Raw genomic sequence first — 21,226 nt, 5'->3', positions numbered from 1 at the left:
ACAAAGCGGAAAACGGATAGCGCCAAAGCTGGCGCCGCGAGCGAAACCGGATGAACGAAACAAAGCTTCGTGAGGACATCTGCCGCTTCGGCCGCTCGCTGTTCGAGCGCGGCCTGACGCCGGGGTCCTCGGGCAATATCAGCGTCCGGCTCGACGACGGCGGCTGGCTGGTGACGCCGACCAACGCCTCGCTCGGCTTCCTCGATCCGGCGAAAATGTCACGGCTCGACGGCAACGGCCGGCTCGTCTCCGGCGACGCCCCGACCAAGGAAGTGCCGCTGCACACCGCGCTCTACCAGACGCGCGCCTCCGCCGGCGCCGTGGTGCACCTGCACTCGACCCATTCGGTCGCGCTCTCGATGCTGCCGGAGATCGACCCGCGCGCCGCGCTGCCGCCGATGACGGCCTATTACGTCATGAAGTGCGGCCAGACCGCGCTGGTGCCCTATTATCGCCCCGGCGATCCGGCCGTTGCCGACGCGATCCGGGGGCTGGCCGGGAAATATTCATCGGTGCTGCTCGCCAATCACGGGCCCGTGGTGTCGGGCGATACGCTGGAAGCGGCGGTGTTCGCGACCGAGGAGCTCGAGGAAACCGCAAAGCTCTATCTGCTGCTGCGCGGGCTGAACCCGCGCTATTTGTCGCCCGACCAGGTGGCGGATTTGACCAGGACGTTCGGGCTCGTGCTGCCGGATCACCCTCACTAGATCAAGCGGAGGATCGATATGCGGAAGACAGTCATGATGAGGTTCACAGGCTTGGCGTTAGCGGTTCCGTTCGCCGTTGGCCTTGCGGCGTCTGACGCACGGACCGAAGAGACCTTGCAAGGCATGCTGGCAACCCAGCTGCGCGCGCAGGGCTATCCTTGCGACAAGCCGCTCAAGGCCGAACGGGACGACAAGCTCTCGAAGCCCGACAACGAGGCCTGGACGCTGACATGCAGCAACGCGACCTATCGCGTCAGCCGCGTGCCCGATCTTGCCGCCAAAGTCGAGAAGGTCGAAGAGGGCAAGGACAAGTAGGATCCGTGGGCTGGATCGGTAGCCAGGCATCAACCATGGCTTCCCGCCGCAAACACTGACGTCATCCTGAGGTGCGAGCGCAGCGAGCCTCGAAGGATGGGCCACAAGCGCGCCTGCGGCCATCCTTCGAGGCGCGCCGAAGAGGCGCGCACCTCCAGCGACAAAGGCTTCGCCTTTGCGCGGGGATGACGGCGGTGTGCGTGGAGACATTCCGTCGCTACAGCCCCAGATACGCCTTGCGCACATCCGGATTGCCGCTGATCTCGGCGGCGGTGCCCTGCATCAGCACGCGGCCGGTCTGCAGGATGTAGGCGCGGTCGGCGATCTCGAGGCATTCGGCCATGCGCTGCTCGACGATCAGCACCGTCATGCCGGCGTCGCGGATGCGCTTCACGGCCTGGAAGATCTCGTCGACCAGTTTCGGCATGATGCCCTGCGACGGTTCGTCGAGCATCAGAAGCCGCGGCCGCGTCATCAGCGCGCGGCCGATCGCGAGCATCTGCTGCTCGCCGCCGGACAAGGTCTCGGCACGCTGGTCGAGCCGTTCGCCGAGTCGCGGGAACAGCTTGAACACCAGATCGAGCGGCGCGTCGCGGTCGGATTGGCTGCGGTAGAGATAGCTGCCGAGCCGCAGATTGTCGCGCACCGAGAGCCGCGGAAACAGCCGGCGGTTCTCCGGCACGTAAGCGATGCCGCTTGACGTGATGACGTGCTGCGGCTGGCCGTCGATACGCTTGCCGTCGAAGGTGACGGTCCCTGCGCGCGGCCGCTCGGCGCCGGCGATCGATTTCAACAGCGTCGACTTGCCCGCACCGTTGGCGCCGGCGACGCAGACGATCTCGCCCTTGGTGACGTCGATCGACACCGAGGAGATCGCGACGAGGCCCTGATAGGCGGTGGTGACTTCACGCACCGACAGCATGACGATCCCCGAGATAGGCAGAAATGACTTCCGGATTGCGGACGACCTCGGTCGGCTTGCCCTCGACCAGCACCTTGCCGAGATTGAGCACGATGGCGCGGTCGACCAGCGGCATCACGATCTCCATCACGTGCTCGACCATCAGCACGGTGACGCCGGTGGCGCGGACCTTGCGCACCAGCTCGACGCCGGTCTGTGCCTCGACCGGCGTCAGTCCGGTGAGGACTTCGTCAAGCAGCAGCAGCTTCGGCTCGGTGGCGAGCGCGCGGGCGACCTCGAGCCGGCGCTTCTCCGACGGGACGAGGTCGGCGGCCAGCTTGTCGGCGCGCGCGGCAAGGCCGCAGAACTCCAGCACCTCATAGGCCTTCTGCCGCGCGATGCGCATCTTGGTGTTGCGGATCAGCGCGCCGACGATGACGTTGTCGATCACGGTCATGGTCTCAAAACTCTTGACCACCTGGAAGGTGCGCCCGACGCCGCGCTGGCAGCGTTCCGCCGCCGGCAGCTTTGTCACGTCCTCGCCGTCGAAGATGATCGAGCCCTGGGTCGGCGGCAGCACGCCCGCGATCAGGTTGAACAGCGTCGACTTGCCGGCGCCGTTCGGGCCGATCAGGCCGACTATCTCGCCGCGCCCGACCGAAATCGAGACGTCGCTGTTGGCGACGAGGCCGCCGAAGCGCTGCCAAACTCCGCGCGTTTCCAGAAGCGCCGTCATCGTGCAGCTCCCTTGCGCAGGGAGAACACGCTGACCAGGCCGCGCGGCAGCGCCAGCGAGATCACGACAATCAGCGTGCCGTAGACGATGAGGTCGACGCCGCGCCCGGAGCCGCCGATGAACGAGCGCGTCAGCTCGGTGAGAGGGATCAGGATGACCGCGCCGAGCACCGGCCCCCACAGGGTGCCGATGCCGCCTAACACCGCGGGCAGCGCCATCAGCAGCGAGAACTGGAAGCCCATCACGCTTTCAGGATCGATGTAGGAGACGAACTGGGCGTAGAAGCTGCCGCCGACCGCAACGAGGAAGGCCGAGACCGCCGCCGCGCCCATCTTGGAATTGAACACGACCACGCCGAGGCTTTCGGCCGCATCGGGATTGTCCTTCACCGCGCGCCACCAATAGCCCCATTTGGAATCCTCCAGCCACCAGGTGACGAACCAGGCGACGCAGGCCAGCGCCAGCGCGAAATAGAAGTAAGGCAGCTTCGAGCGGGTGAACTGGAATTTCAGCCAGCTGTCGCCGCGCACCGGGATGTCGATGCCGAGCGCCGCGCCGGCCCAATCCCAGTTCTGGATCAGCAGCAGCGCGATCTCGGCGATCACGATGGTCGCGATCACGAAGTAATGCCCGCGCAGGCGGAAGCAGGGATAGCCGAGCGCCATCGCGATCAAGGCGGAGATCGCCCCGCCGGCCAGCATGCCGAACCACGGCAGCACGCCGAACTTGGTGAACAGGAGCGCTGTGGTATAGGCGCCGAGCCCGAAATAAAGCGCATGGCCGAGCGAGATCTGTCCGCAATAGCCGGACAGGATGTTCCAGCTCTGCGACAGCGCCGCGTACATCAGCGTCAGCACCATGATGTTCTGGACGTAGACGTCCTTGACGAACAGCGGCACCAGCGCGGCGATCACCGCGAGGCAGGCCGCCACGATCAGGTCACGCCTGCGGCGTTGGGCGAACTGGGTGTCCATCACATCGATCCGAACAGGCCACGCGGGCGGATGAAGACGACCAGCAGGTAAACGGCATAGATGCCGACCGATTTCAGCGACGGCGGCAGGATCAGCGCGGTGGTCGCCTCCACCAGGCCGACGATAATGCCGCCGGCAAAGGCGCCGAACACGCTGCCGAAGCCGCCGAGCGCCACCGTGACGTAGGCGATCAGGGCGAACGACGCGCCGACGTCGGGATAGACGTAGAAGAAGATCGCCATGATGGCGCCGGCGAGGCCGACCAGCGCTGCACCGAGGCCCCAGCCGAGCGCGAACACCCGGTTCTTGTCGATGCCGACCAGCGCCACCGCGCCGGCGTCCTCGCGCGTCGCCTCGAGCGCGCGGCCGAAATCGGTGCGATTGATGAAGAAGTAGAGCGCGACGAAGGCCGCGATCGACAGCATCGCGCCGATCAGCTGCGGCTCCGGCAGATAGATGCCGGCGATCGACACCGTCTTGCCGCCGACCCAGGAGTTGGTGACGCTGCGGTAGTCGGGCGTGAAGAAGAACTGGGCGAGGCCCCGCATCACGATCGCCAGCCCGAAGGTCGAGAAGATCTGCACCATGCCGGCATTGGCCTTGGCGCGCATCGCGAAGCGGACGATCAATAGATAGACCACCGCGCCGAACACGAACAGCGCCGCGGCGACCAGCGGCGCCGAAAGCAAGGGATCGATCGCGAAGAACGCGAACAGGAAGAAGGTCGCGTACATCGCGATCATCAGGAACTCGCCGTGCGCGAAATTCACGACGTCCATCAATCCGAAGATCAATGCGAGGCCTGCGGCGATCAATCCGTAGAGCAGCCCCATCAACAGGCCACTCGCCAAACTCTGGATAATGGTCTCGGCTGTCACCGCCGTCTGTCCCCTCAATAGCGTTTTCGAGCGAAGTAAATACCGGTTCGCGCTAGGAAAACGCGTCGCAACAAGAATCCAGAGCTCCGTTCCGATACAATCGGAACGGACGCTCTGGCGCCCGACCGATCAGCTGTTCATCGGCCAGATCGCCTCGGAGACGGCGGCCTGTTCCGGGAAGATCGTCACGAAGTTCTTCGCGGAGTACTGCAACAGCACCGGATCGGCGAAGTTGTTCTGACCCATCTCGTCGAACTTGACGCGCCGCCACGGCATGATGGTTTGATCGCCCGGCATGTCGGTGGCGACCAGCGCCTCGCGGATCTTCTCGCCGTCGGTCGACTTGGCGCGGTTGATGGCGTCCGCCATCACGATCAGGCCCATGAACTGGCGCGACGAATAGTCGTTGAAATCCTTGCCGGACTTGGCGCGGTACATCTCGTTGATGAGACCGACCATCGGACGCTTCTGCGCCAGGTCGAGCGAGAAGCTGCCGCGCGAGATCACGCCCTCGAGCTTGTCGCCGACCGCGTCGTAGGTCGCCTTCTCGGAGAAGCCGGCGTCCTGCGCCATGATGTTCTTCGGCTTGTAGCCGAGCTCGGCCATGGTCTTGACCAGGAGGATCGCGTCGGTGGTGTAGCTCGACGGCATCAGCACGTCGGCATTCGCCGCCTTGAGCTGCTGCACCTCGGCGGTCAGCGACGGCGAGTTGGCGCGGTACTTGATGTCGGCCACGATCTTGTAGCCGCGCTCGCCGGCGAGCTTGGTCTGCGCGTTTGCCGAATCGGTGCCGAAGATGGTGTCCTCGTGGAACAGCGCCAGCGTTTCGATCTTCTGGCCCTTCTTCTTCATCGCATCGAAGAAGTCGAACATCGCGGTCGAGAACATCTCGTCATGCGGCGAGGCGCGGAAATAGTATTTCAGGCCGCGGCGATGCAGGCTCGGCGAGGAATTGTCGGCCGAGAGGAACGGAACGCCGTAGCGCTCGCAGATCTGGCTGACGGTGACGGCGACCGCGCTCTGATAGGTGCCGATCACGGCGCAGACCTTCTCCTGCGTGATCAGGCGCTCGGCTTCAGCGCGGCCCTTCTGCGGATCGGCCTGGTGGTCGGCGAACACGAGCTTGACCTTGGCGCCGCCGAGGCCGGACAGGCCCTCGCCCTTGGCGAGCGGCAGCGCGAAATCATAATTCTTGTTGATGATGTCTGCCGCGGTCTCGAACGCGCGCTGCGCGTCGACGCCGATCTGGGCGCTGGCGCCCGAGAGCGGATAGATCACGCCGATTGCCACTTCACTGGCCTGCGCGCGCGCGGCCATCGGACCGAGCGCCGCGGCGGCAGTGGCACCCAGCAACACGTTACGGCGAGAGATCGTCATCGAAATTTCCCCTTGGTCAGCTTGTTATTATCGATGTGACGCTTGTAGCGCGCAGTAAAGCCTCAATGAATTGCACGAATTGCCTATTCAGAGCACAGCGAGCTGCTTGTTCCTGAGATCGGTCACCAGCATCAGGCCCGGCGAATGCGTGATCGCGAACGGCAGCTTCGCACTTGCGATCACCGATTGCGGCGTGACGCCACAGGCCCAGAACACCGGGATTTCGTCGTCGGCGACCGGTACCGCATCGCCGTAATCGGGCTTGGCGATATCCTTGATGCCGATCGCATGCGGATGGCCGAGATGGACCGGCGCGCCATGCACCGACGGAAAGCGCGAGGTGATCTGCACCGCGCGGATCGCATCCGCCGGCTTGAACGGGCGCATCGACACCACCATGGGTCCCGCGAACGGCCCCGACGGGCTGCAGGCGATACTGGTCCGGTACATTGGCACACGCAGATTGCGTTCAATGTGACGGATCGGCAGGCCCTCATCCAGCAGCGCCTCTTCAAACGAGTAGGAGCAGCCGAGCACGAAGGTGACGAGATCGTCGCGCCAGTATTTGGTGATGTCGGCCGGCTCGTCCGCCACCTCGCCGTCGCGCCAGACCCGGTAGCGCGGCACGTCGGTGCGGATGTCGAGGTCGAGGCCGAGCGCCGGAATGCGGGGATCGCCGACGTCGGACATGCCGATGATCGGGCACGGCTTCGGATTGAGCTGGCAGAAGCGGTGGAAGGCGCCGGCGAGTTTTTCCGGCAGGATCGCGAGATTGCCCTGGACGAAACCGTTGGCGAGACCGGCTGTGGTGGCGGAGGCCACGCCGTCACGGCAGGCGCGGCGCGCTTCGACGCTCGCCAGCACTGGTTCCCCTTGAGATCGCTGCACTGCCGCAAAAACAGTCATGGGATTCTCCTGCCCATAATCTCGACAAGGACAAACCAACACCAAGCGTGATATAATGTCTAATCGTCCTTTCTAATCAAAATCGATAAAACAAATTTATCGATCTGGAAAATGCTTCCAATGACGGACTTCCGCTCGATCGAGACATTCCTTTGGGTCGTCAAGCTCGGCAGCTTTCGCGGCGCCGCCCAGCGGCTCAACACCACCCAGCCGGCGATCTCCCAGCGCATTGCCCAGCTCGAGCGCGAAATGGGCGTCAAGCTGCTCAACCGCGACCACCGGGTGGCCTCGCCGACCCCGAGTGGACGGCTGATGATGATCTATGCCGAGAAGCTGATCGGCCTGCGTTCGGAGATGATGGCCGAGGTCGGCGACCGTTCGGCGATGCGCGGCGCACTGCGGCTCGGTGTCGCGGAGACCATCGTGCACACCTGGCTGCCGCGCCTCGTCAAGAGCGTCAACGAGATCTACCCCAACCTGTCGCTGGAGATCGAGGTCGACATCACGCCCAATCTGACCGCGCGGCTGCTGGCGCAGGAGATCGAGCTCGCCTTCGTGCTTGGGCCGGTCTCGGCGTCCGGCGCGCACAACCATGTGCTGTGCGATTACCCGATCGGTTTCCTGGCGAGCCCGGCGCTCGGCCTCGGCGACGGCCCGGTGGCGCGGCAGGACCTGGCGCGGTTTCCGATCATCACCTTTCCGCGCAAGACCCAGCCCTACGAGACCGTACGCGCATTGTTCAACGCCCCCGATCTGCCGCCGATCCGGCTGCACGCCTCGACCTCGCTCGCGACCGTGATCCACATGGCCAATGAAGGGCTTGGCATCGCGGTGATCCCGGCCGCGATCGTCGAGAACGAGCTTGCCGACGGGCGCTTGCTGCTGCTCGACACCGACCTCAAGCTGCCGCCCCTCACCTTCACCGCGAGCTGGCTCGCCTCGCCCGATGCGGTCGCCATCGAGCGCGTCGCCAATCTCGCCAGGCAGATCGCGCAGGCGAGCGTGGCGGTTGACGGCGCGAGAGTGGCGCGTCATTGAACGATTGCCGGATAATCGAACGTCATTCCGGGATGGTCCGAAGGACCAGACCCGGAATCTCGAGATTCCGGGTTCAATGCTGACGCATCGCCCCGGAATGACGAAAATAAAAATGGACTGACGACATGAGCCGAGCCGCCACCAACCTGCAGATCGATTCCGCCCGCCTCTGGGGCACCATCCACGAAACCGCGCAGTTTGGTGCAACGCCCAAGGGCGGCGTGCGGCGGCTGACCCTGAGCGCCGAAGACAAGCAGGTGCGCGACTGGTTCCGCAAGGCGTGCCAGGACGCCGGCCTCGAGGTGCAGGTCGACGCGCTCGGCTCGATGTTCGGCTTGCGGAAAGGACGGGATATGTCGAAGCCGCCGATCGGCGTCGGCTCGCATCTCGACACCCAGCCGACCGGCGGCAAATATGACGGCGTGCTCGGCACGCTGGCGGCGCTCGAAATGGTGCGCACGCTCAACGATGCCGGGATCGAGACCGAGCTGCCGATCTGCATCTGCAACTGGACCAATGAGGAAGGCTCGCGCTTTGCGCCGGCGATGATGGCCTCGGCCGCCTATGTCGGCGACTTCACCACGGACGACATCCTGTCGCGCAAGGACGCCGAGGGCGTCACGGTGGCGCAGGCGCTGGACACGATCGGTTATCGCGGCGACGCCCCGGTCGGCCGCCAGAAGTTCACCAGCTTCGTCGAGCTGCATATCGAGCAGGGTCCGATCCTGGAGGCCGAGGGCAAGACCATCGGCGTGGTCGATTCCGGCCAGGGCGTGTTGTGGTACGACGGCAAGATCGTAGGCTTCGAGAGCCACGCCGGTTCGACCCCGATGCCGCTGCGCCGCGATGCGCTGGCGACGTTGTCCGAGATCGTGCTGGCGATGGAGAGCATCGCCAAGAAGCACGGCCCGAAGGCCGTCGGCACCATCGGCGAGGCCGTGATCGCCGCGCCCTCGCGCAACGTCATCCCCGGCGAGATCGCCTTCACGGTGGATTGCCGCAGTGCCGACGCCACGATCATGGATGCGCTGGATCGCGACCTGCGTGCCGCCGTGAGCGAGATCGCAGCAAAGCGCAAGGTCGAGGTGCAGCTTGATCTCGTCTGGCGCAAGGCGCCGACGCATTTCGATCCCAAGCTGGTCGACGCGGTCGAGAACGCCGCCAAGCAGCTCGGCTATTCGCACCGCCGCATCACCTCGGGCGCCGGCCACGACGCCTGCAACCTCAACACGGTGATGCCGGCCGCGATGGTGTTCGTGCCCTGCAAGGACGGCATCAGCCATAATGAGCTGGAAGATGCCAAGCAGACCGATTGCGCTGCCGGCGCCAACGTCCTGATGCATACGGTGCTGGCGCTCGCCGGCGTCGCGTCCTGATCTTCCCTTCTCCCCTCGATGGAGGCTTTCGTGCGCGCAGTGTTTGTCGACGCCAATGAATCGCTCGCTGTCATCACGGAGCGCCTGGAAAAGTCAGGCGATCCAAAAATGCGGATCAACCGCAACCCCGACATCAAGTCCGAGGACTATCCGGCTGTGCTCGACGGCGCCGAGATCGCGGTGGTCGATCACACCGCGCTGCCGACCGATGTTGCGAAGAAGTGCGCCGGCCTGAAGCATGTCGTATTCCTCGGCACCGGCGCGCGCAGCTACATGAACCCGGAAGAGCTCGCCGAGCTCGGCATTTCCGTGCACCTGATCAAGGGCTATGGCGACACCGCGGTCGCGGAATCGGCGATCGCGCTGATGTGGTCGTCGGCGCGCGTGATCGCGCAGATGGACCGCGAGATGCGCGCCGGCAACTGGCTGCGCGAGGACGGCATGCAGCTCACCGGCAAGACGCTCGGCCTCGTCGGCTTCGGCGGCATCGCCGCCGAGGTCGCCCGCATCGCGCTTGGCAGCGGCATGAAGGTGATCGCGTGCAACCGGTCGCCCAAGAACCATCCGGGCGTCGAGTTCGTCGATCTCGACACCGTGCTGGCGAGCAGCGACGTGGTCTCGATCCATCTGCTATTGAACGACGAGACCCGCGGCCTGATCACGCGCGACAAGATCGCGAAGATGAAGAAGGGCGTGGTGCTGATCAACACCGCGCGCGGCGCGATCGTCGACGAGCAGGCGATGATCGATGCGCTCAATTCGGGCCACATCCGCCACGCCGGCCTCGACGTCTACAACATCGAGCCGCTGCCCAAGGATCACCCGTTGACCAAAATCCCGAACGTGACGCTGTCGGCGCACTCCGCCTTCCGCACGCCCGAGGCGAGCGAGAATTTGATCCACGCGGCGTGGGAGCACTGCCGCAGGATCGTGAAGGGGTAATTTCACCGTCGTCCCGGCGCAAAGCGCCGCCCGATGACAGGCTCCGCGCGAGCCGGGACCCATAACCATCACTGCCCATTGTCACGAAGGCTGGGGCCACAGCGAGCCCCAACAACAAGACCCTGTGGTTATGGGTCCCTGCTTTCGCAGGGACGACAGTGGCCGTAGGGTGGCTAACCCGCCCTACGCAGATTGCGGAGCAATCAATAACGACGTCGTCCTGGACAAGCGAGAGTAGCGAGCGCGATCCAGGACCCATTACCACCGGCCTGCGTCATCGCGCAGGGCGGTGATCAGAACCAGCAATACAACAAGCACTCGGGGTAATGGGTCCTGGCTTTCGCCAGGACGACCCCGTGATTGACAGCGTAGCCTAATCCACCATCTCCGCGACGGCCTTGCCGCACGCGGTAGTGTCGGCATTGCCGCCGAGGTCGCGCGTGCGCAGCGTGCGTTCGCCGAGCGTGCGCTCGATCGCGCCGACGATGGCGCTAGCTGCCTGCGTCTCGCCGAGATGCTCCAACATCATCGCGCCCGACCAGATCATGCCGATCGGGTTGGCGATGCCCTGCCCCGCAATGTCAGGCGCCGAGCCATGCACCGGCTCGAACACCGAGGGGAAATCGCCTTCCGGATTGATGTTGCCCGACGGCGCGATGCCGATCGTGCCGGTGCAGGCCGGGCCGAGATCGGAAAGTATGTCCCCGAACAGATTGGAGCCGACCACGACGTCGAACCAGTCCGGATGCAGCACGAAGTTCGCGGTCAGGATGTCGATGTGGTACTTGTCCCACTTCACGCCGGGATACTTCTTGGCCATCGCCTCCACGCGCTCGTCCCAATAGGGCATGGTGATGGAGATGCCGTTCGACTTGGTCGCCGAGGTCAGATGCTTCTTCGGCCGCGACTGCGCCAGATCGAACGCGAATTTCAGGATGCGGTCGACGCCGGTGCGGGTCATCACGGTCTGCTGGGTGACGAATTCGCGGTCGGTGTCCGGGAACATGCGGCCGCCGACCGAGGAGTATTCGCCCTCGGTGTTCTCGCGCACCACCCAGAAGTCGATGTCGCCGGGCTTGCGGTTCGCCAGCGGCGACGGCACGCCGGGCATCAGCCGCACCGGGCGCAGATTGACGTATTGGTCGAATTCGCGGCGGAATTTTATGAGCGATCCCCACAACGAGATATGGTCAGGTATTTTCGCCGGCCAGCCGACCGCGCCAAAGTAGATCGCGTCATGCTTGCCGATCTGGTCCTTCCAGTCGGCCGGCATCATCTCGCCGTGCTTCTCGTAATAGTCGTAGGAGGCGAAGTCGAAATGGTCGAACTTCACGTCGACGCCGTGCTTCTTCGCCGCCGTCTCGATGACGCGCAGGCCCTCGGGCATCACTTCCTTGCCGATGCCGTCACCGGGAATGACCGCAATCCGATACTGCTTCTTTGCGCTGCTCATCGAGAACACCCTTGTGATTTGCCCGGCCGGCAATGCCGCCTATTCTGATGATCCTGCAATGGACCAAACTTCGCGCGAGCGCAACGCTGCAGTGCAGTGTTGACCGCGGCGCGACCCTGCCCCACCAAATTCGCCGACACCACTCCTCATACCAAGCGAGACATCCCATGGATCTGCATCTGCGCGGCAAGCGTGTCCTGATCACCGGCGCCTCCAAGGGCATTGGCGCGGCCGCCGCCGAAGCCTTTGCCGAGGAAGGCGCCAATTTGCTGCTCGCCGCCCGCAACGGCGAGCAATTGAAGGCACTGGCCGAGCGGCTCCGTTCTGCGCATCAGATCGACGCGGCGATCAGCGTGGTCGACCTGCGCAAATCCGAAGATCTGGCGCGATTGGCAAAGGAGGCCGCCGACATCGACATCCTGGTCAACAATGCCGGCGACATCCCGGGCGGCTCGATCGACAAGATCGACGAGGCGACCTGGCGGCATGCCTGGGAGCTCAAGGTGTTCGGTTACGTCAATCTGACGCGCGCGATCTACGCCCAGATGAAGGCGCGCGGCGGGGGCGTGATCGTCAACGACATCGGCGCGGCCGGCGAGAAGTTCGACGCCAATTACATCTGCGGCAGCGCCGGCAATGCGGCGCTGATGGCGTTCACCCGCGCGCTCGGTGGCAAGAGCCTCGCCGACAACATCCGCGTCGTCGGCATCAATCCCGGCCCTGTCGGCACCGATCGCCACGTCACGCTGCTCAAGACCCGCGCCAGGAACCAGTTCGGCGACGAGAACCGCTACAAGGAATTCCAGAAGGGTCTGCCGCTCGGCCGGCCCGCACATGCACGCGAGATCGGCGACCTGATGGCGTTTTTGGCGTCCGACCGCGCCGGCTATACGTCCGGCGTGATCTATACCGTGGATGGCGGGCTGACGTCGGGGTGGGGTTAATCCCGATCGCGCCACTTCTTTCACCGTCATCCTGAGGAGGCCGCAAAGCGGCCGTCTCGAAGGATGGGCCACGGGCTACGTCATCCTTCGAGGCTCGCTCCGCTCGCACCTCAGGATGACGGTGATAGTACGCGTCGCTCCATCCACGTCATTGCGAGCGAAGCGAAGCAATCCATCGCGCCGCAAGCGGAGAAATGGATTGCTTCGTCGCTATCGCTCCTCGCAATGACGGCGGCGAAAGCGTCACAGCCTCTCAGGATGACGTCAACTCGCCGTCCGCTCGAACAGCTGCCGGATCAGGGTCGTGATGCGGCCCTGCGGCGCCAGCATCTGGTTCATGATGGAGAAATGATCGGCCCCGGCGATCTCCTCGTAGGTCACCGGCAGGCCGTAACGGGCGCGATGGCCGGCGAAATCGGCTGTCTGCTTGCGCAGCAGCGGCAATTCGGCGCTGCCGACCACCAGCGACAGCGGCTTTGCCGTGCCGCCTTCCGCCATCATCGGCGAGTTGCGCCGCGACGCCGCTTCGTCGAGCTTGAGCTTTTCGTTGAGGTACGAATGCCTGATCGGCTCGAGGTCGTAGATACCCGAGATCGCCATGCCGGCCCGGACATGGGCGTTCGACAGCGCCATCGATGTCAAATGTCCGCCGGCCGACCAGCCCGACACCACGATGCCCTCGGCAGCGGCCCCGAGCGCGGGCAACTGCCCGGCCAGAAAGTCGATGCCGGCATGGATCTCGGCGACGATGTCATCGAGCGTCGCATCCGGCGCGAGCGTATAGCCGATCAGCGCGACATTGATGCCATGGGCCATCGGCCCCTCGGCGAAGATCGTGAACACCTCCTTGGCACGGGTCTGCCAGTAGCCGCCGTGGATGAACAGCAGCGTCGGCGCGCCGTCGCGGGCTTTCAGGAAGTCGATCCGGTTGCGCTCGCGCGGGCCGTATCTGAGGTCGAGATGGCCGGCGTGCTTTTGCCGCAGTGTCGCCGAGCGCTGCTCCCAGCCCGCAGCGATCTCGGCGCTACCCTTGACGGCAACGCCGTTGTTCAGACCGAGATCGCGCTCCTGCTGGCTCATCGCGCGCCAGTCCAGCGCGGAAAACAACGCTGCCATCCCTGCCCCTTCCGTTCACGTCGCATTGCCACGACGGCAGGAAATGTTCTACAGCACAAGCAAACGGAAGGCATAGGAGCAACGGCGCATGGCTGATCAGGGCTTGGTGAAGGAAACGGCGTGTGCCGTCGTCGAAAAGCTGAAGGCCGGTGACGTCACGCCGCTCGATCTGCTCGACGTGCTGGAGACGCGCATCGCCGAGGTGGACGGCAAGGTCAACGCACTGCCGACACTCTGCTTCGACCGCGCCCGCAGCCACGCCAAGGCCCTGATGCAGAAGCCGGTCAGCGAGCGCGGTCTGCTCGCGGGCCTTCCCGTTCCGATCAAGGACCTCACCGCCGTCTCCGGCGTGCTGACCACGCTGGGCTCGCCGATCTTCAAGGACAACGTCCCCGCGAAGTCGGACATCCTGGTCGAGCGCCTCGAACAGAACGGTGGCGTGATCTACGCCAAGTCGAACACGCCGGAATTCGGCGCCGGCGCCAACACCTTCAACGAGGTGTTCGGTCCGACCCGCAATCCCTGGGACACGTCACGCTCGGCGGCCGGCTCCTCCGGCGGCGCCGCCGCGGCCCTTGCGAGCGGCACCGCGTGGCTCGCACACGGCTCCGACATGGGCGGCAGCCTGCGCAACCCGGCGAGCTTCTGCGGCATCGTCGGCCTGCGGCCGTCGATCGGCCGCGTCGCGCACACGCCGAAGTTCGGTGTCGACCGTACCCTCGGGGTGCAAGGACCGATGGCGCGCAATGTCGAGGACCTCGCGCTGCTGCTCGACGCGATGAGCGGCGAGCATGCCGCCGATCCGCTGTCGCTGCCCGCACTGCCGACCTCATTCCTGTCGGCGGCGCGTTCGAACCAGAAGCCGAAGCGCATCGCCTATTCACCCGATCTCGGCATCACGCCGGTCGATCCCGAGGTCAGGGCTGTGACCCGCAAGGCGGCGGAGCGGTTTGCGGAAGCCGGTGCGATCGTCGAGGAGGCGCATCCCGATCTGCGCGAAGCCCATGAATGCTTCCACGTGCTGCGCGCGTTCGATTTCGCGATCAGCAAGGCCGAATTGCTGCGCACCAAGCGCGATTTGCTGAAGCCCGAGGTGATCTGGAACATCGAGGAAGGGTTGAAGCTCACGGTCGAGAAGCTCGAACGCGCCGAGGCGCAGCGCGTCGCGATGACCGCGCGTGCGCTCGAATTCTTCGACAAGTACGACCTGCTGCTGGCGCCCGCGACCATCGTGGCGCCGTTCCCGGTCGAGAACCGCTATGTCGCCGAGTGCGACGGCAAGAAGTTCGACAATTACGTCGAATGGCTCGGCATCGTCTACGCGATTACGCTGGCCTGCTGTCCGGCGCTGTCGCTGCCCTGCGGCTTCACCGCCTCGGGCCTGCCGGTCGGCCTGCAGATGGTCGCAAAGCCGCGCGCCGAAGCGCAGCTGCTGGCCGGCGCGAAAGTGCTGGAGGACATTCTGGGCGTGCGCGGCACCACGCCGATCGATCCGCGTCCGCCGAAGTAAGGCTTTTTCCTCATGGTGAGGAGGCGCGCAGCGCCGTCTCGAACCATGAGGCCCGGTCCGTCCGTGGCCTCGTCCTTCGAGACGCTTGCTGCGCAAGCTCCTCAGGATGAGGTGATGAATCTGTTGATGCGGCCCCAAGACGCGAAGCCTACGCCCTGTCCCCCGTCGCCTGCAGCGCCACGGTGAGTGCTGCCTTGGTCTGCTCGACGATCTCGTCCAGCAACTCCTCGCGGCTGATCTGCGCGGACTCGCCGGTCAGCAGGCCCTGCTCGGCGAGCATCACGATGCCGTGCAGTCCGGCCCAGATCTTCAGCGCCTGCCGCTCGCGCAGGAGCCCGACCGCGGGCGCCTCGAACGACTCGACCAGCAGTGCCAGCGTTTCCATCGCCGCGGTGTGCAGCTCGCTGCCCTTGGGCGCGCAGGCCATGGTGCGCGACGCGAACATCAGCCGGTAGATGCCGTGGCGCTCCAGCCCGAAGGCGAGCGCGGCCTGGGCAAAGCGCGACAGTTTCGAGCCTTTGCCCGACTGCTCGATCGCCTCGCGCATGATCACGTTGAACTGCCGGAACGCTTCGGCGGTCACCGCCTCCAGCAGCGCCTCGCGGTCGGCGAAATGCCGGTACGGCGCCGGCTGCGAGACGCCGAGCTGCTTGGCCAGCGCCTTGATGCTGATCGCCTCGGGACCACCGAGCTCGACCTCGCGTAACGCGGCCTGGATCAGGGCTTCGCGGAGGTCGCCATGGTGGTAGGTTTTGAACGGCTTACGAACGATTTGTCCCATTGCGGCAATGATCGCTGAATTTTCGCTTGACGCGCAAGCGCGACGATAATGTAATATACTATAACTTGGCGATCCGGTTAAGAGGCCGGCCGCCCAAGCAAGCCAAGAACTTGCCTGAACAAGAACTTGCCTAAACAAGACTTGCATAAACTGGAATGAGGAACCGGGCGCAACCCACAATGCGCCAGAGCCGAGGGAGGGTGCTTGCATGACCAAGCTCAGAATCCGCGTCGACCAGGACAAGTGCCAGGGTCACGCCCGCTGCAAATCGCTCGCCCCCGAACTGTTCGAGCTCGACGAATACGGCAACGCCCATGAGGTCGGCGACGGGACCGTCCCGGCCGGGCTCGAGGACAAGGCCTGGCTCGCGCAGACCAATTGCCCGGAAATCGCGATCGAAGTCACCGAGGAATGACGGCGAGCCGGGGACGGCCGCGCGCCGCCCGTTGAGCCGACCAGCGTTTGATCGAACGAGAAGGAAACGAGCTGATGTCCGATTCCCCGTCCGCAAGCTATCTGCCCGAACATCCCCCGGTCTCCGACTGGGTGCATGATTTCGACCATACCGATCCGGTCTGGACCGACGACCCGTTCCCGATCTGGGAGACGCTGCGCGCGGCTTCGCCCGTCGTGCATACCGAGCGCTTCCTCGGCTGCTACATGCCGACCACCTATCAGGCGGTGAAGGAGATCGCCTACGACACCGAGCACTTCTCCTCGCGCCGGGTCATCGTGCGCGACATCCGCCCCGAGATCACCGCCCGCGCGCCGCCGATCACCTCCGATCCGCCGGAGCACAAGCCCGCCAAGCAGGTGCTGCTGCCGCCGTTCACGCCGGACGCAATGAAGCGGCTGGAGCCGCGGGTGCGCGCGATCTGCAACGAGCTGATCGACGACTTCATCGCCGACGGCCACTGCGACGCCGCCGCGCGCTACACCAAGCACATCCCGGTGCGCGCCATCGCCCACATGCTGGGGATTCCCGAGAAGGACGGCGATCTCTTCATCAAATGGATCCACCAGATCCTCGAGCTCGGCATCAAGAACGAAGACGAGCTGATGAACGGCGTACGCGAGATGACCGGCTACTTCGTGGCCCATCTCGAGCAGCGCAAGCTTGAGCCGGGCGACGATCTGATCTCGCAGCTGCTGCGGGCCAAGGGTCCCGGCGGCCAGCCGCTCACCGACGAGCATGTGCTCGGCTCGCTGCGGCTGCTGCTGATCGCCGGCATCGACACCACCTGGAGCGCGATCGGCTCCTCGCTCTGGCACCTCGCCAAGACGCCGGCCGATCGCGAGCGCCTGATCGCGGAGCCGGCACTGATCCCGACCGCGATCGAGGAATTCCTGCGCGCCTATTCGCCGGTGACGATGGCGCGCGAGGTGATGAAGGAGACCACGATCTCCGGCTGCCCGGTGAAGGCGGGCAACATGGTGCTGCTGTCCTTCCCCGCAGCGAACCGCGATCCCGCCATGTTCCCCAATGCGGACAAGGTGGTGATCGACCGCAAGGAGAACCGCCACGCCGCCTTCGGCCTCGGCATCCACCGCTGCGTCGGTTCCAACCTCGCACGGATGGAGATGCAGGTCGCGATCGAGGAATGGCTGAAGCGGATCCCCGATTTCCGGCTCGATCCGGCCGGCAAGGTCACCTGGTCGGAAGGCACGGTGCGCGGCCCGCGTCAACTGCCTGTCCTGTTCGGCAACAACGCCTGAGGAACCGGACAGCGGTTACATCACGTCACCCAATGAGGTAGCTTGCCCCGGAATCGAACCGACGAGTCCGGGAGCAATGCTATGTCCGAACAAACCGCTCAGCCCGCGAGCGATCATCTCGACATCCACGACGTCGAGCGGCGGGTGAAGGCGATCTTCATCGGCTCGGTCGGCAATCTCGTCGAGTGGTACGATTTCTACGCCTACACCGCGTTTGCGCTGTATTTCGCGCCGGCATTCTTCCCGCACAGCGACCCGGTGGTGCAGCAGCTCAATGCCGCCGTGCTGTTTGCCGCGACCTTCCTGATGCGCCCGCTCGGCGGCTGGCTGTTCGGCTACATCGCCGACCGCTATGGCCGTCGGCTGTCGTTGACGCTCTCGGTGGTCTGCATGTGCTTCGGCTCGCTGATCATCGCGGTGACGCCGACCTATGCCTCGATCGGCATCGCGGCCCCGGCGATCCTGGCGCTCGCCCGCATCATCGAGGGCCTGAGCCTCGGCGGCGAGTACGGCGCCAGCGCCACCTATCTCAGCGAGGTCGCCGATCCCAAGCACCGCGGCTTCTACTCCAGCTTTCAGTACGTCACGCTGATCGGCGGCCAGCTCACCGCGATCATCGTGCTGCTGTTGCTGCAAAAGGTGTTTTTGACGCCGGACGAGCTGAAGGCCTGGGGCTGGCGGATTCCGTTCGTGATCGGCGCCATGCTCGCGATCGTCGCGGCGGTGATGCGGCGCAACCTGCATGAAACCGAGGCCTTCGAGGAGGCCAAGAAGGTTTCCAAGCCGACCGGCTCGATCGTCGGCCTGTTGAACTATCCGCGCGAATTGCTGCTGGTGGTCGGCCTCACCGCCGGCGGCACCGCGGCGTTCTATACCTTCACCACCTACATGCAGACCTTCGTGAAGCTGTCGGTCGGCCTCACCGAGGACCAGACCACCTTCGTGATCTTCGGATCGCTGATCTTCGCGACCATCCTGCAACCGATCTATGGCGGGCTCTCCGATCGCATCGGCCGCAAGCCGCTATTGATCTTCTTCGGCATCGCCGGCACCGTGGCGACGGTCCCGATCCTGACCACGCTGAAGGAGACCAAGTCGCCGTTCATGGCCTTCCTTCTGATCTGCGGCGCCTGGATCTTCGTTGCCGGCTACACCTCGATCAACGCGATCGTGAAGGCCGAGCTGTTTCCGACCAATGTCCGCGCGCTCGGCGTCGGCCTGCCCTACGCCATCACGGTGTCGATCTTCGGCGGCACCGCGCCGGCGGTCGCGCTCTATTTCAAGAGCATCGGGCATGAGGACTGGTTCTACTACTATCTCAGCGGCATGATTTTCCTGTCGCTGCTGATCTACTCCACGATGCGCGATACCAAGCGCGACTCCGCGATGCATCGCCACGAATGATGGCCTGACGCGATGACCGACGATCAGGAACCGCCCGAGAGCAAGCTGACGCGCAGCAAGCAGCGCTGGGCGCGCGAAGGCAAATTCCTCACCGGCAGGATCACCCGCCCGGAGGAGCAGCGTTTGCCGCCGGGCCAGCATCTGACGGCAGACTGGCCGGTGCTCGATCTCGGGCTGATGCCGAACATCTCCCAGGAGCGCTGGCGGCTCGACGTCTACGGCGCGGTCGAGCAGACCATCTACTGGACCTGGCAGCAGTTCATGGCGCAGCCGCAGACGCAATTCGTCTCGGACATCCACTGCGTCACGACCTGGTCGCGCTACGACAATCAGTGGGAGGGGCTCGCCACCCGCGACCTGCTCGCCGTCTGCCAGCCGCGCGAGGACGCGCGGTTCGTGGCACTGCATTCTTATGACGGCTATACGACGAACCTGCCGATCGAGGATTTCGCGGCCGAGAACGCGCTGCTCGCCCATAGCTGGTCGGACAAGCCGCTGGAGCAAGAGCATGGCGGCCCGGTGCGGCTCGTGGTGCCGCATCTGTATTTCTGGAAGAGCGCGAAGTGGCTGCAGCGCATCGAATTCCTCACCGAAGATGCGCCCGGCTTCTGGGAGGTGCGCGGTTATCACAATCGCGGTGATCCCTGGGCCGAACAACGCTATTCTGGCGACTGACAAACCAACAAGATGATGGAGCCTGCCCGTGCCGCACGAACGCTTTCAATTCACCGGTGTGGGCGGCCATCAGCTGGCCGCCGCGCTTGATACGCCTGACGGGCCGATCAAGGCCTATGCGCTGTTCGCGCACTGCTTCACCTGCGGCAAGGACGTGCTGGCCGCAAAGCGCATCGCGGTTGCGCTTGCGGCGAAAGGCATCGCCACGCTGCGGTTCGACTTCACCGGCCTCGGCTCCAGCGAGGGCGAGTTCGCCAACTCGACCTTCACGTCGAACGTCGCCGATCTGGTCCGCGCCGCCGACCATTTGCGCGAGACGCGCAAGGCACCTGCGATCCTGATCGGCCACAGCCTCGGCGGCGCCGCGATCCTCGCCGCGGCGGGTCAAATCCCCGATGCCAAGGCGGTCGCGACCATCGCCGCGCCGTCCGATCCCGTCCATGTCACGCATTTCTTCAAGGACCGGATCGAGGACATCCGCGCGCAGGGCGAAGGCGAAGTCTCGCTCGCCGGCCGCCCGTTCCGCATCAAGCGAGAATTCCTCGACGATGTCGCCGAGCAGAATCTGATGGCGCAGGTGAAGCAGCTCCACAAGGCGCTGCTGATCATGCATTCGCCGACCGACGACACCGTCGGCATCGACAACGCCACGCATATCTTCAGCGCCGCCAGGCACCCCAAGAGCTTCGTCTCGCTTGCCGGCGCCGATCATCTTCTGAGCGGCAAGCAGGATGCCGCCTATGTCGCCGACGTGATCGGCGCCTGGGCCGAACGCTACATCGAACTCGCGCCGCAGCCGGCGGCAGATACCGGCACAGCGCCGCGCAACGTCGTAGTGCAGGAGACCCGGGCCGGCAAGTTTCAGCAGATCGTCACGACAGGCCCGCATCGCATGCTGGCCGACGAGCCGGTCGCGGTCGGCGGCCAGGACTCCGGTCCCGGCCCCTACGACTTCGTGCTGGCCGGGCTAGGTGCCTGCACCTCGATGACGATGCGGATGTATGCCGACCGCAAGTCGCTGCCGCTCGATCGCGTCACGGTGACGCTTACGCACAGCAAGATCTACGCCAAGGATTGCGAGGAGTGCGAGACGCGCGAGGGCATGCTCGACCAGATCGACCGCGTCATCAGGATCGAGGGCGAACTCGACGCCGACCAGCGCAAGCGGCTTATGGAGATCGCCGACAAATGCCCGGTGCACAAGACGCTGACGTCGGAGGTGCGGATCGTCACCAAGGCCGCGGAATAAGCCTGCGACGCAGCGGGATGGGCCGAGCCGTAGCAGCATGTCGGCTACGTCCCCCTCCCGCCTGCGGCCGTCGCAGGGGCGCGCTGAAAAATATCGAAAACAACCCCATGCAAAGGTGCCGGCGGCCGCCGGCGCTCTACAAGGCAACTTGACACGTCGGGCAACTCAGGGACTGTCTCTTATACACATCTGACGCTGCCGACGACCATGGTATAGTGTAGATCTCGG

Annotated in this window: 21 protein-coding genes; 12 read left to right on the top strand and 9 right to left on the bottom strand. The window is 64.9% G+C overall.

Going from position 1 to position 21,226, the window contains the following annotated elements; translation table 11 throughout:
* The first annotated feature begins 50 nt into the window (after nucleotides 1-50).
* Nucleotides 51-707 (top strand): aldolase, encoded by a 657-nt coding sequence (locus PMN64_RS16850; RefSeq protein WP_411781428.1) that lies wholly within the window; start codon nucleotides 51-53, stop codon nucleotides 705-707.
* A 33-nt stretch (nucleotides 708-740) separates the two neighbouring features.
* On the top strand, nucleotides 741-1,022 hold the full coding sequence (locus PMN64_RS16845; protein ID WP_051447712.1) for a hypothetical protein: 282 nt from the start codon (nucleotides 741-743) through the stop codon (nucleotides 1,020-1,022).
* Nucleotides 1,023-1,239: 217 nt separating this feature from the next.
* Here PMN64_RS16845 and PMN64_RS16840 read toward each other — a convergent pair whose 3' ends face one another.
* The 6 genes from PMN64_RS16840 to PMN64_RS16815 form a co-directional block, all read right to left on the bottom strand.
* Nucleotides 1,240-1,944, bottom strand: a complete 705-nt coding sequence (locus PMN64_RS16840) for an ABC transporter ATP-binding protein (protein ID WP_018270525.1) — start codon at nucleotides 1,942-1,944, stop codon at nucleotides 1,240-1,242.
* Complete coding sequence (locus PMN64_RS16835) at nucleotides 1,928-2,659, bottom strand: ABC transporter ATP-binding protein (protein ID WP_028338762.1); 732 nt, start codon at nucleotides 2,657-2,659, stop codon at nucleotides 1,928-1,930. Before PMN64_RS16835 ends, PMN64_RS16840 begins: the two co-directional genes overlap by 17 nt.
* Nucleotides 2,656-3,633: a branched-chain amino acid ABC transporter permease gene (locus PMN64_RS16830; protein ID WP_038387989.1), complete on the bottom strand. Its 978-nt coding sequence runs from the start codon at nucleotides 3,631-3,633 to the stop codon at nucleotides 2,656-2,658. Before PMN64_RS16830 ends, PMN64_RS16835 begins: the two co-directional genes overlap by 4 nt.
* A complete protein-coding gene (locus PMN64_RS16825; RefSeq protein ID WP_026192487.1) occupies nucleotides 3,633-4,511 on the bottom strand; it encodes a branched-chain amino acid ABC transporter permease in 879 nt (292 codons plus the stop codon). Before PMN64_RS16825 ends, PMN64_RS16830 begins: the two co-directional genes overlap by 1 nt.
* Before the next feature lie 129 nt (nucleotides 4,512-4,640).
* Nucleotides 4,641-5,888, bottom strand: coding sequence for an ABC transporter substrate-binding protein (locus tag PMN64_RS16820; RefSeq protein ID WP_026192486.1), 1,248 nt, complete (start codon nucleotides 5,886-5,888; stop codon nucleotides 4,641-4,643).
* Between the two features lie 87 nt (nucleotides 5,889-5,975).
* Nucleotides 5,976-6,794, bottom strand: a complete 819-nt coding sequence (locus PMN64_RS16815; RefSeq protein WP_411781427.1) for a putative hydro-lyase — start codon at nucleotides 6,792-6,794, stop codon at nucleotides 5,976-5,978.
* A 120-nt stretch (nucleotides 6,795-6,914) separates the two neighbouring features.
* Between PMN64_RS16815 and PMN64_RS16810 the strand changes: the two genes are divergently transcribed.
* The 3 genes from PMN64_RS16810 (at nucleotide 6,915) to PMN64_RS16800 (ending at nucleotide 10,150) form a co-directional block, all read left to right on the top strand.
* Complete coding sequence (locus tag PMN64_RS16810; protein WP_411781426.1) at nucleotides 6,915-7,832, top strand: LysR family transcriptional regulator; 918 nt, start codon at nucleotides 6,915-6,917, stop codon at nucleotides 7,830-7,832.
* A 125-nt stretch (nucleotides 7,833-7,957) separates the two neighbouring features.
* Nucleotides 7,958-9,208 carry a Zn-dependent hydrolase gene (locus PMN64_RS16805; protein WP_411781425.1) on the top strand — a complete coding sequence of 417 codons (1,251 nt, stop codon included), beginning with the start codon at nucleotides 7,958-7,960 and terminating at the stop codon, nucleotides 9,206-9,208.
* A gap of 30 nt (nucleotides 9,209-9,238) precedes the next feature.
* Complete coding sequence (locus tag PMN64_RS16800; protein ID WP_411781424.1) at nucleotides 9,239-10,150, top strand: NAD(P)-dependent oxidoreductase; 912 nt, start codon at nucleotides 9,239-9,241, stop codon at nucleotides 10,148-10,150.
* A gap of 373 nt (nucleotides 10,151-10,523) precedes the next feature.
* Here the strand turns inward: PMN64_RS16800 and PMN64_RS16795 are convergent, their stop codons facing one another.
* Nucleotides 10,524-11,603: a tartrate dehydrogenase gene (locus PMN64_RS16795; protein ID WP_411781423.1), complete on the bottom strand. Its 1,080-nt coding sequence runs from the start codon at nucleotides 11,601-11,603 to the stop codon at nucleotides 10,524-10,526.
* A gap of 167 nt (nucleotides 11,604-11,770) precedes the next feature.
* On the opposite strand from PMN64_RS16795, the gene PMN64_RS16790 reads away from it, so the two are divergent.
* Entirely contained in the window at nucleotides 11,771-12,547 is a 777-nt protein-coding gene (locus tag PMN64_RS16790; RefSeq protein WP_028338769.1) for an SDR family oxidoreductase, read from the top strand.
* 264 nt (nucleotides 12,548-12,811) lie between these two features.
* On the opposite strand, the gene PMN64_RS16785 is transcribed toward PMN64_RS16790, so the two are convergent.
* Entirely contained in the window at nucleotides 12,812-13,663 is an 852-nt protein-coding gene (locus PMN64_RS16785; protein WP_411781422.1) for an alpha/beta hydrolase, read from the bottom strand.
* Between the two features lie 88 nt (nucleotides 13,664-13,751).
* Between PMN64_RS16785 and PMN64_RS16780 the strand changes: the two genes are divergently transcribed.
* Nucleotides 13,752-15,173 carry an amidase gene (locus PMN64_RS16780; protein WP_411781421.1) on the top strand — a complete coding sequence of 474 codons (1,422 nt, stop codon included), beginning with the start codon at nucleotides 13,752-13,754 and terminating at the stop codon, nucleotides 15,171-15,173.
* A 148-nt stretch (nucleotides 15,174-15,321) separates the two neighbouring features.
* On the opposite strand, the gene PMN64_RS16775 is transcribed toward PMN64_RS16780, so the two are convergent.
* Nucleotides 15,322-15,954 carry a TetR/AcrR family transcriptional regulator gene (locus PMN64_RS16775; protein WP_411781420.1) on the bottom strand — a complete coding sequence of 211 codons (633 nt, stop codon included), beginning with the start codon at nucleotides 15,952-15,954 and terminating at the stop codon, nucleotides 15,322-15,324.
* A 208-nt stretch (nucleotides 15,955-16,162) separates the two neighbouring features.
* Here PMN64_RS16775 and PMN64_RS16770 point away from each other — a divergent pair, with 208 nt between their 5' ends.
* The 5 genes from PMN64_RS16770 (at nucleotide 16,163) to PMN64_RS16750 (ending at nucleotide 20,998) form a co-directional block, all read left to right on the top strand.
* Nucleotides 16,163-16,369: a ferredoxin gene (locus tag PMN64_RS16770; protein ID WP_411781419.1), complete on the top strand. Its 207-nt coding sequence runs from the start codon at nucleotides 16,163-16,165 to the stop codon at nucleotides 16,367-16,369.
* 74 nt (nucleotides 16,370-16,443) lie between these two features.
* On the top strand, nucleotides 16,444-17,670 hold the full coding sequence (locus tag PMN64_RS16765; RefSeq protein WP_411781418.1) for a cytochrome P450: 1,227 nt from the start codon (nucleotides 16,444-16,446) through the stop codon (nucleotides 17,668-17,670).
* 81 nt (nucleotides 17,671-17,751) lie between these two features.
* Complete coding sequence (locus tag PMN64_RS16760) at nucleotides 17,752-19,074, top strand: MFS transporter (protein ID WP_411781417.1); 1,323 nt, start codon at nucleotides 17,752-17,754, stop codon at nucleotides 19,072-19,074.
* A gap of 12 nt (nucleotides 19,075-19,086) precedes the next feature.
* A complete protein-coding gene (locus PMN64_RS16755; RefSeq protein WP_411781416.1) occupies nucleotides 19,087-19,749 on the top strand; it encodes a sulfite oxidase-like oxidoreductase in 663 nt (220 codons plus the stop codon).
* A gap of 28 nt (nucleotides 19,750-19,777) precedes the next feature.
* Nucleotides 19,778-20,998 (top strand): alpha/beta fold hydrolase, encoded by a 1,221-nt coding sequence (locus PMN64_RS16750; RefSeq protein WP_411781415.1) that lies wholly within the window; start codon nucleotides 19,778-19,780, stop codon nucleotides 20,996-20,998.
* Nucleotides 20,999-21,226: the final 228 nt, after the last annotated feature.

Origin of the sequence: Bradyrhizobium sp. UFLA01-814 (assembly GCF_046718885.1) — a bacterium.
Lineage (GTDB): Bacteria > Pseudomonadota > Alphaproteobacteria > Rhizobiales > Xanthobacteraceae > Bradyrhizobium > Bradyrhizobium elkanii.
This window is presented reverse-complemented; position numbering and strand designations above follow the sequence as displayed.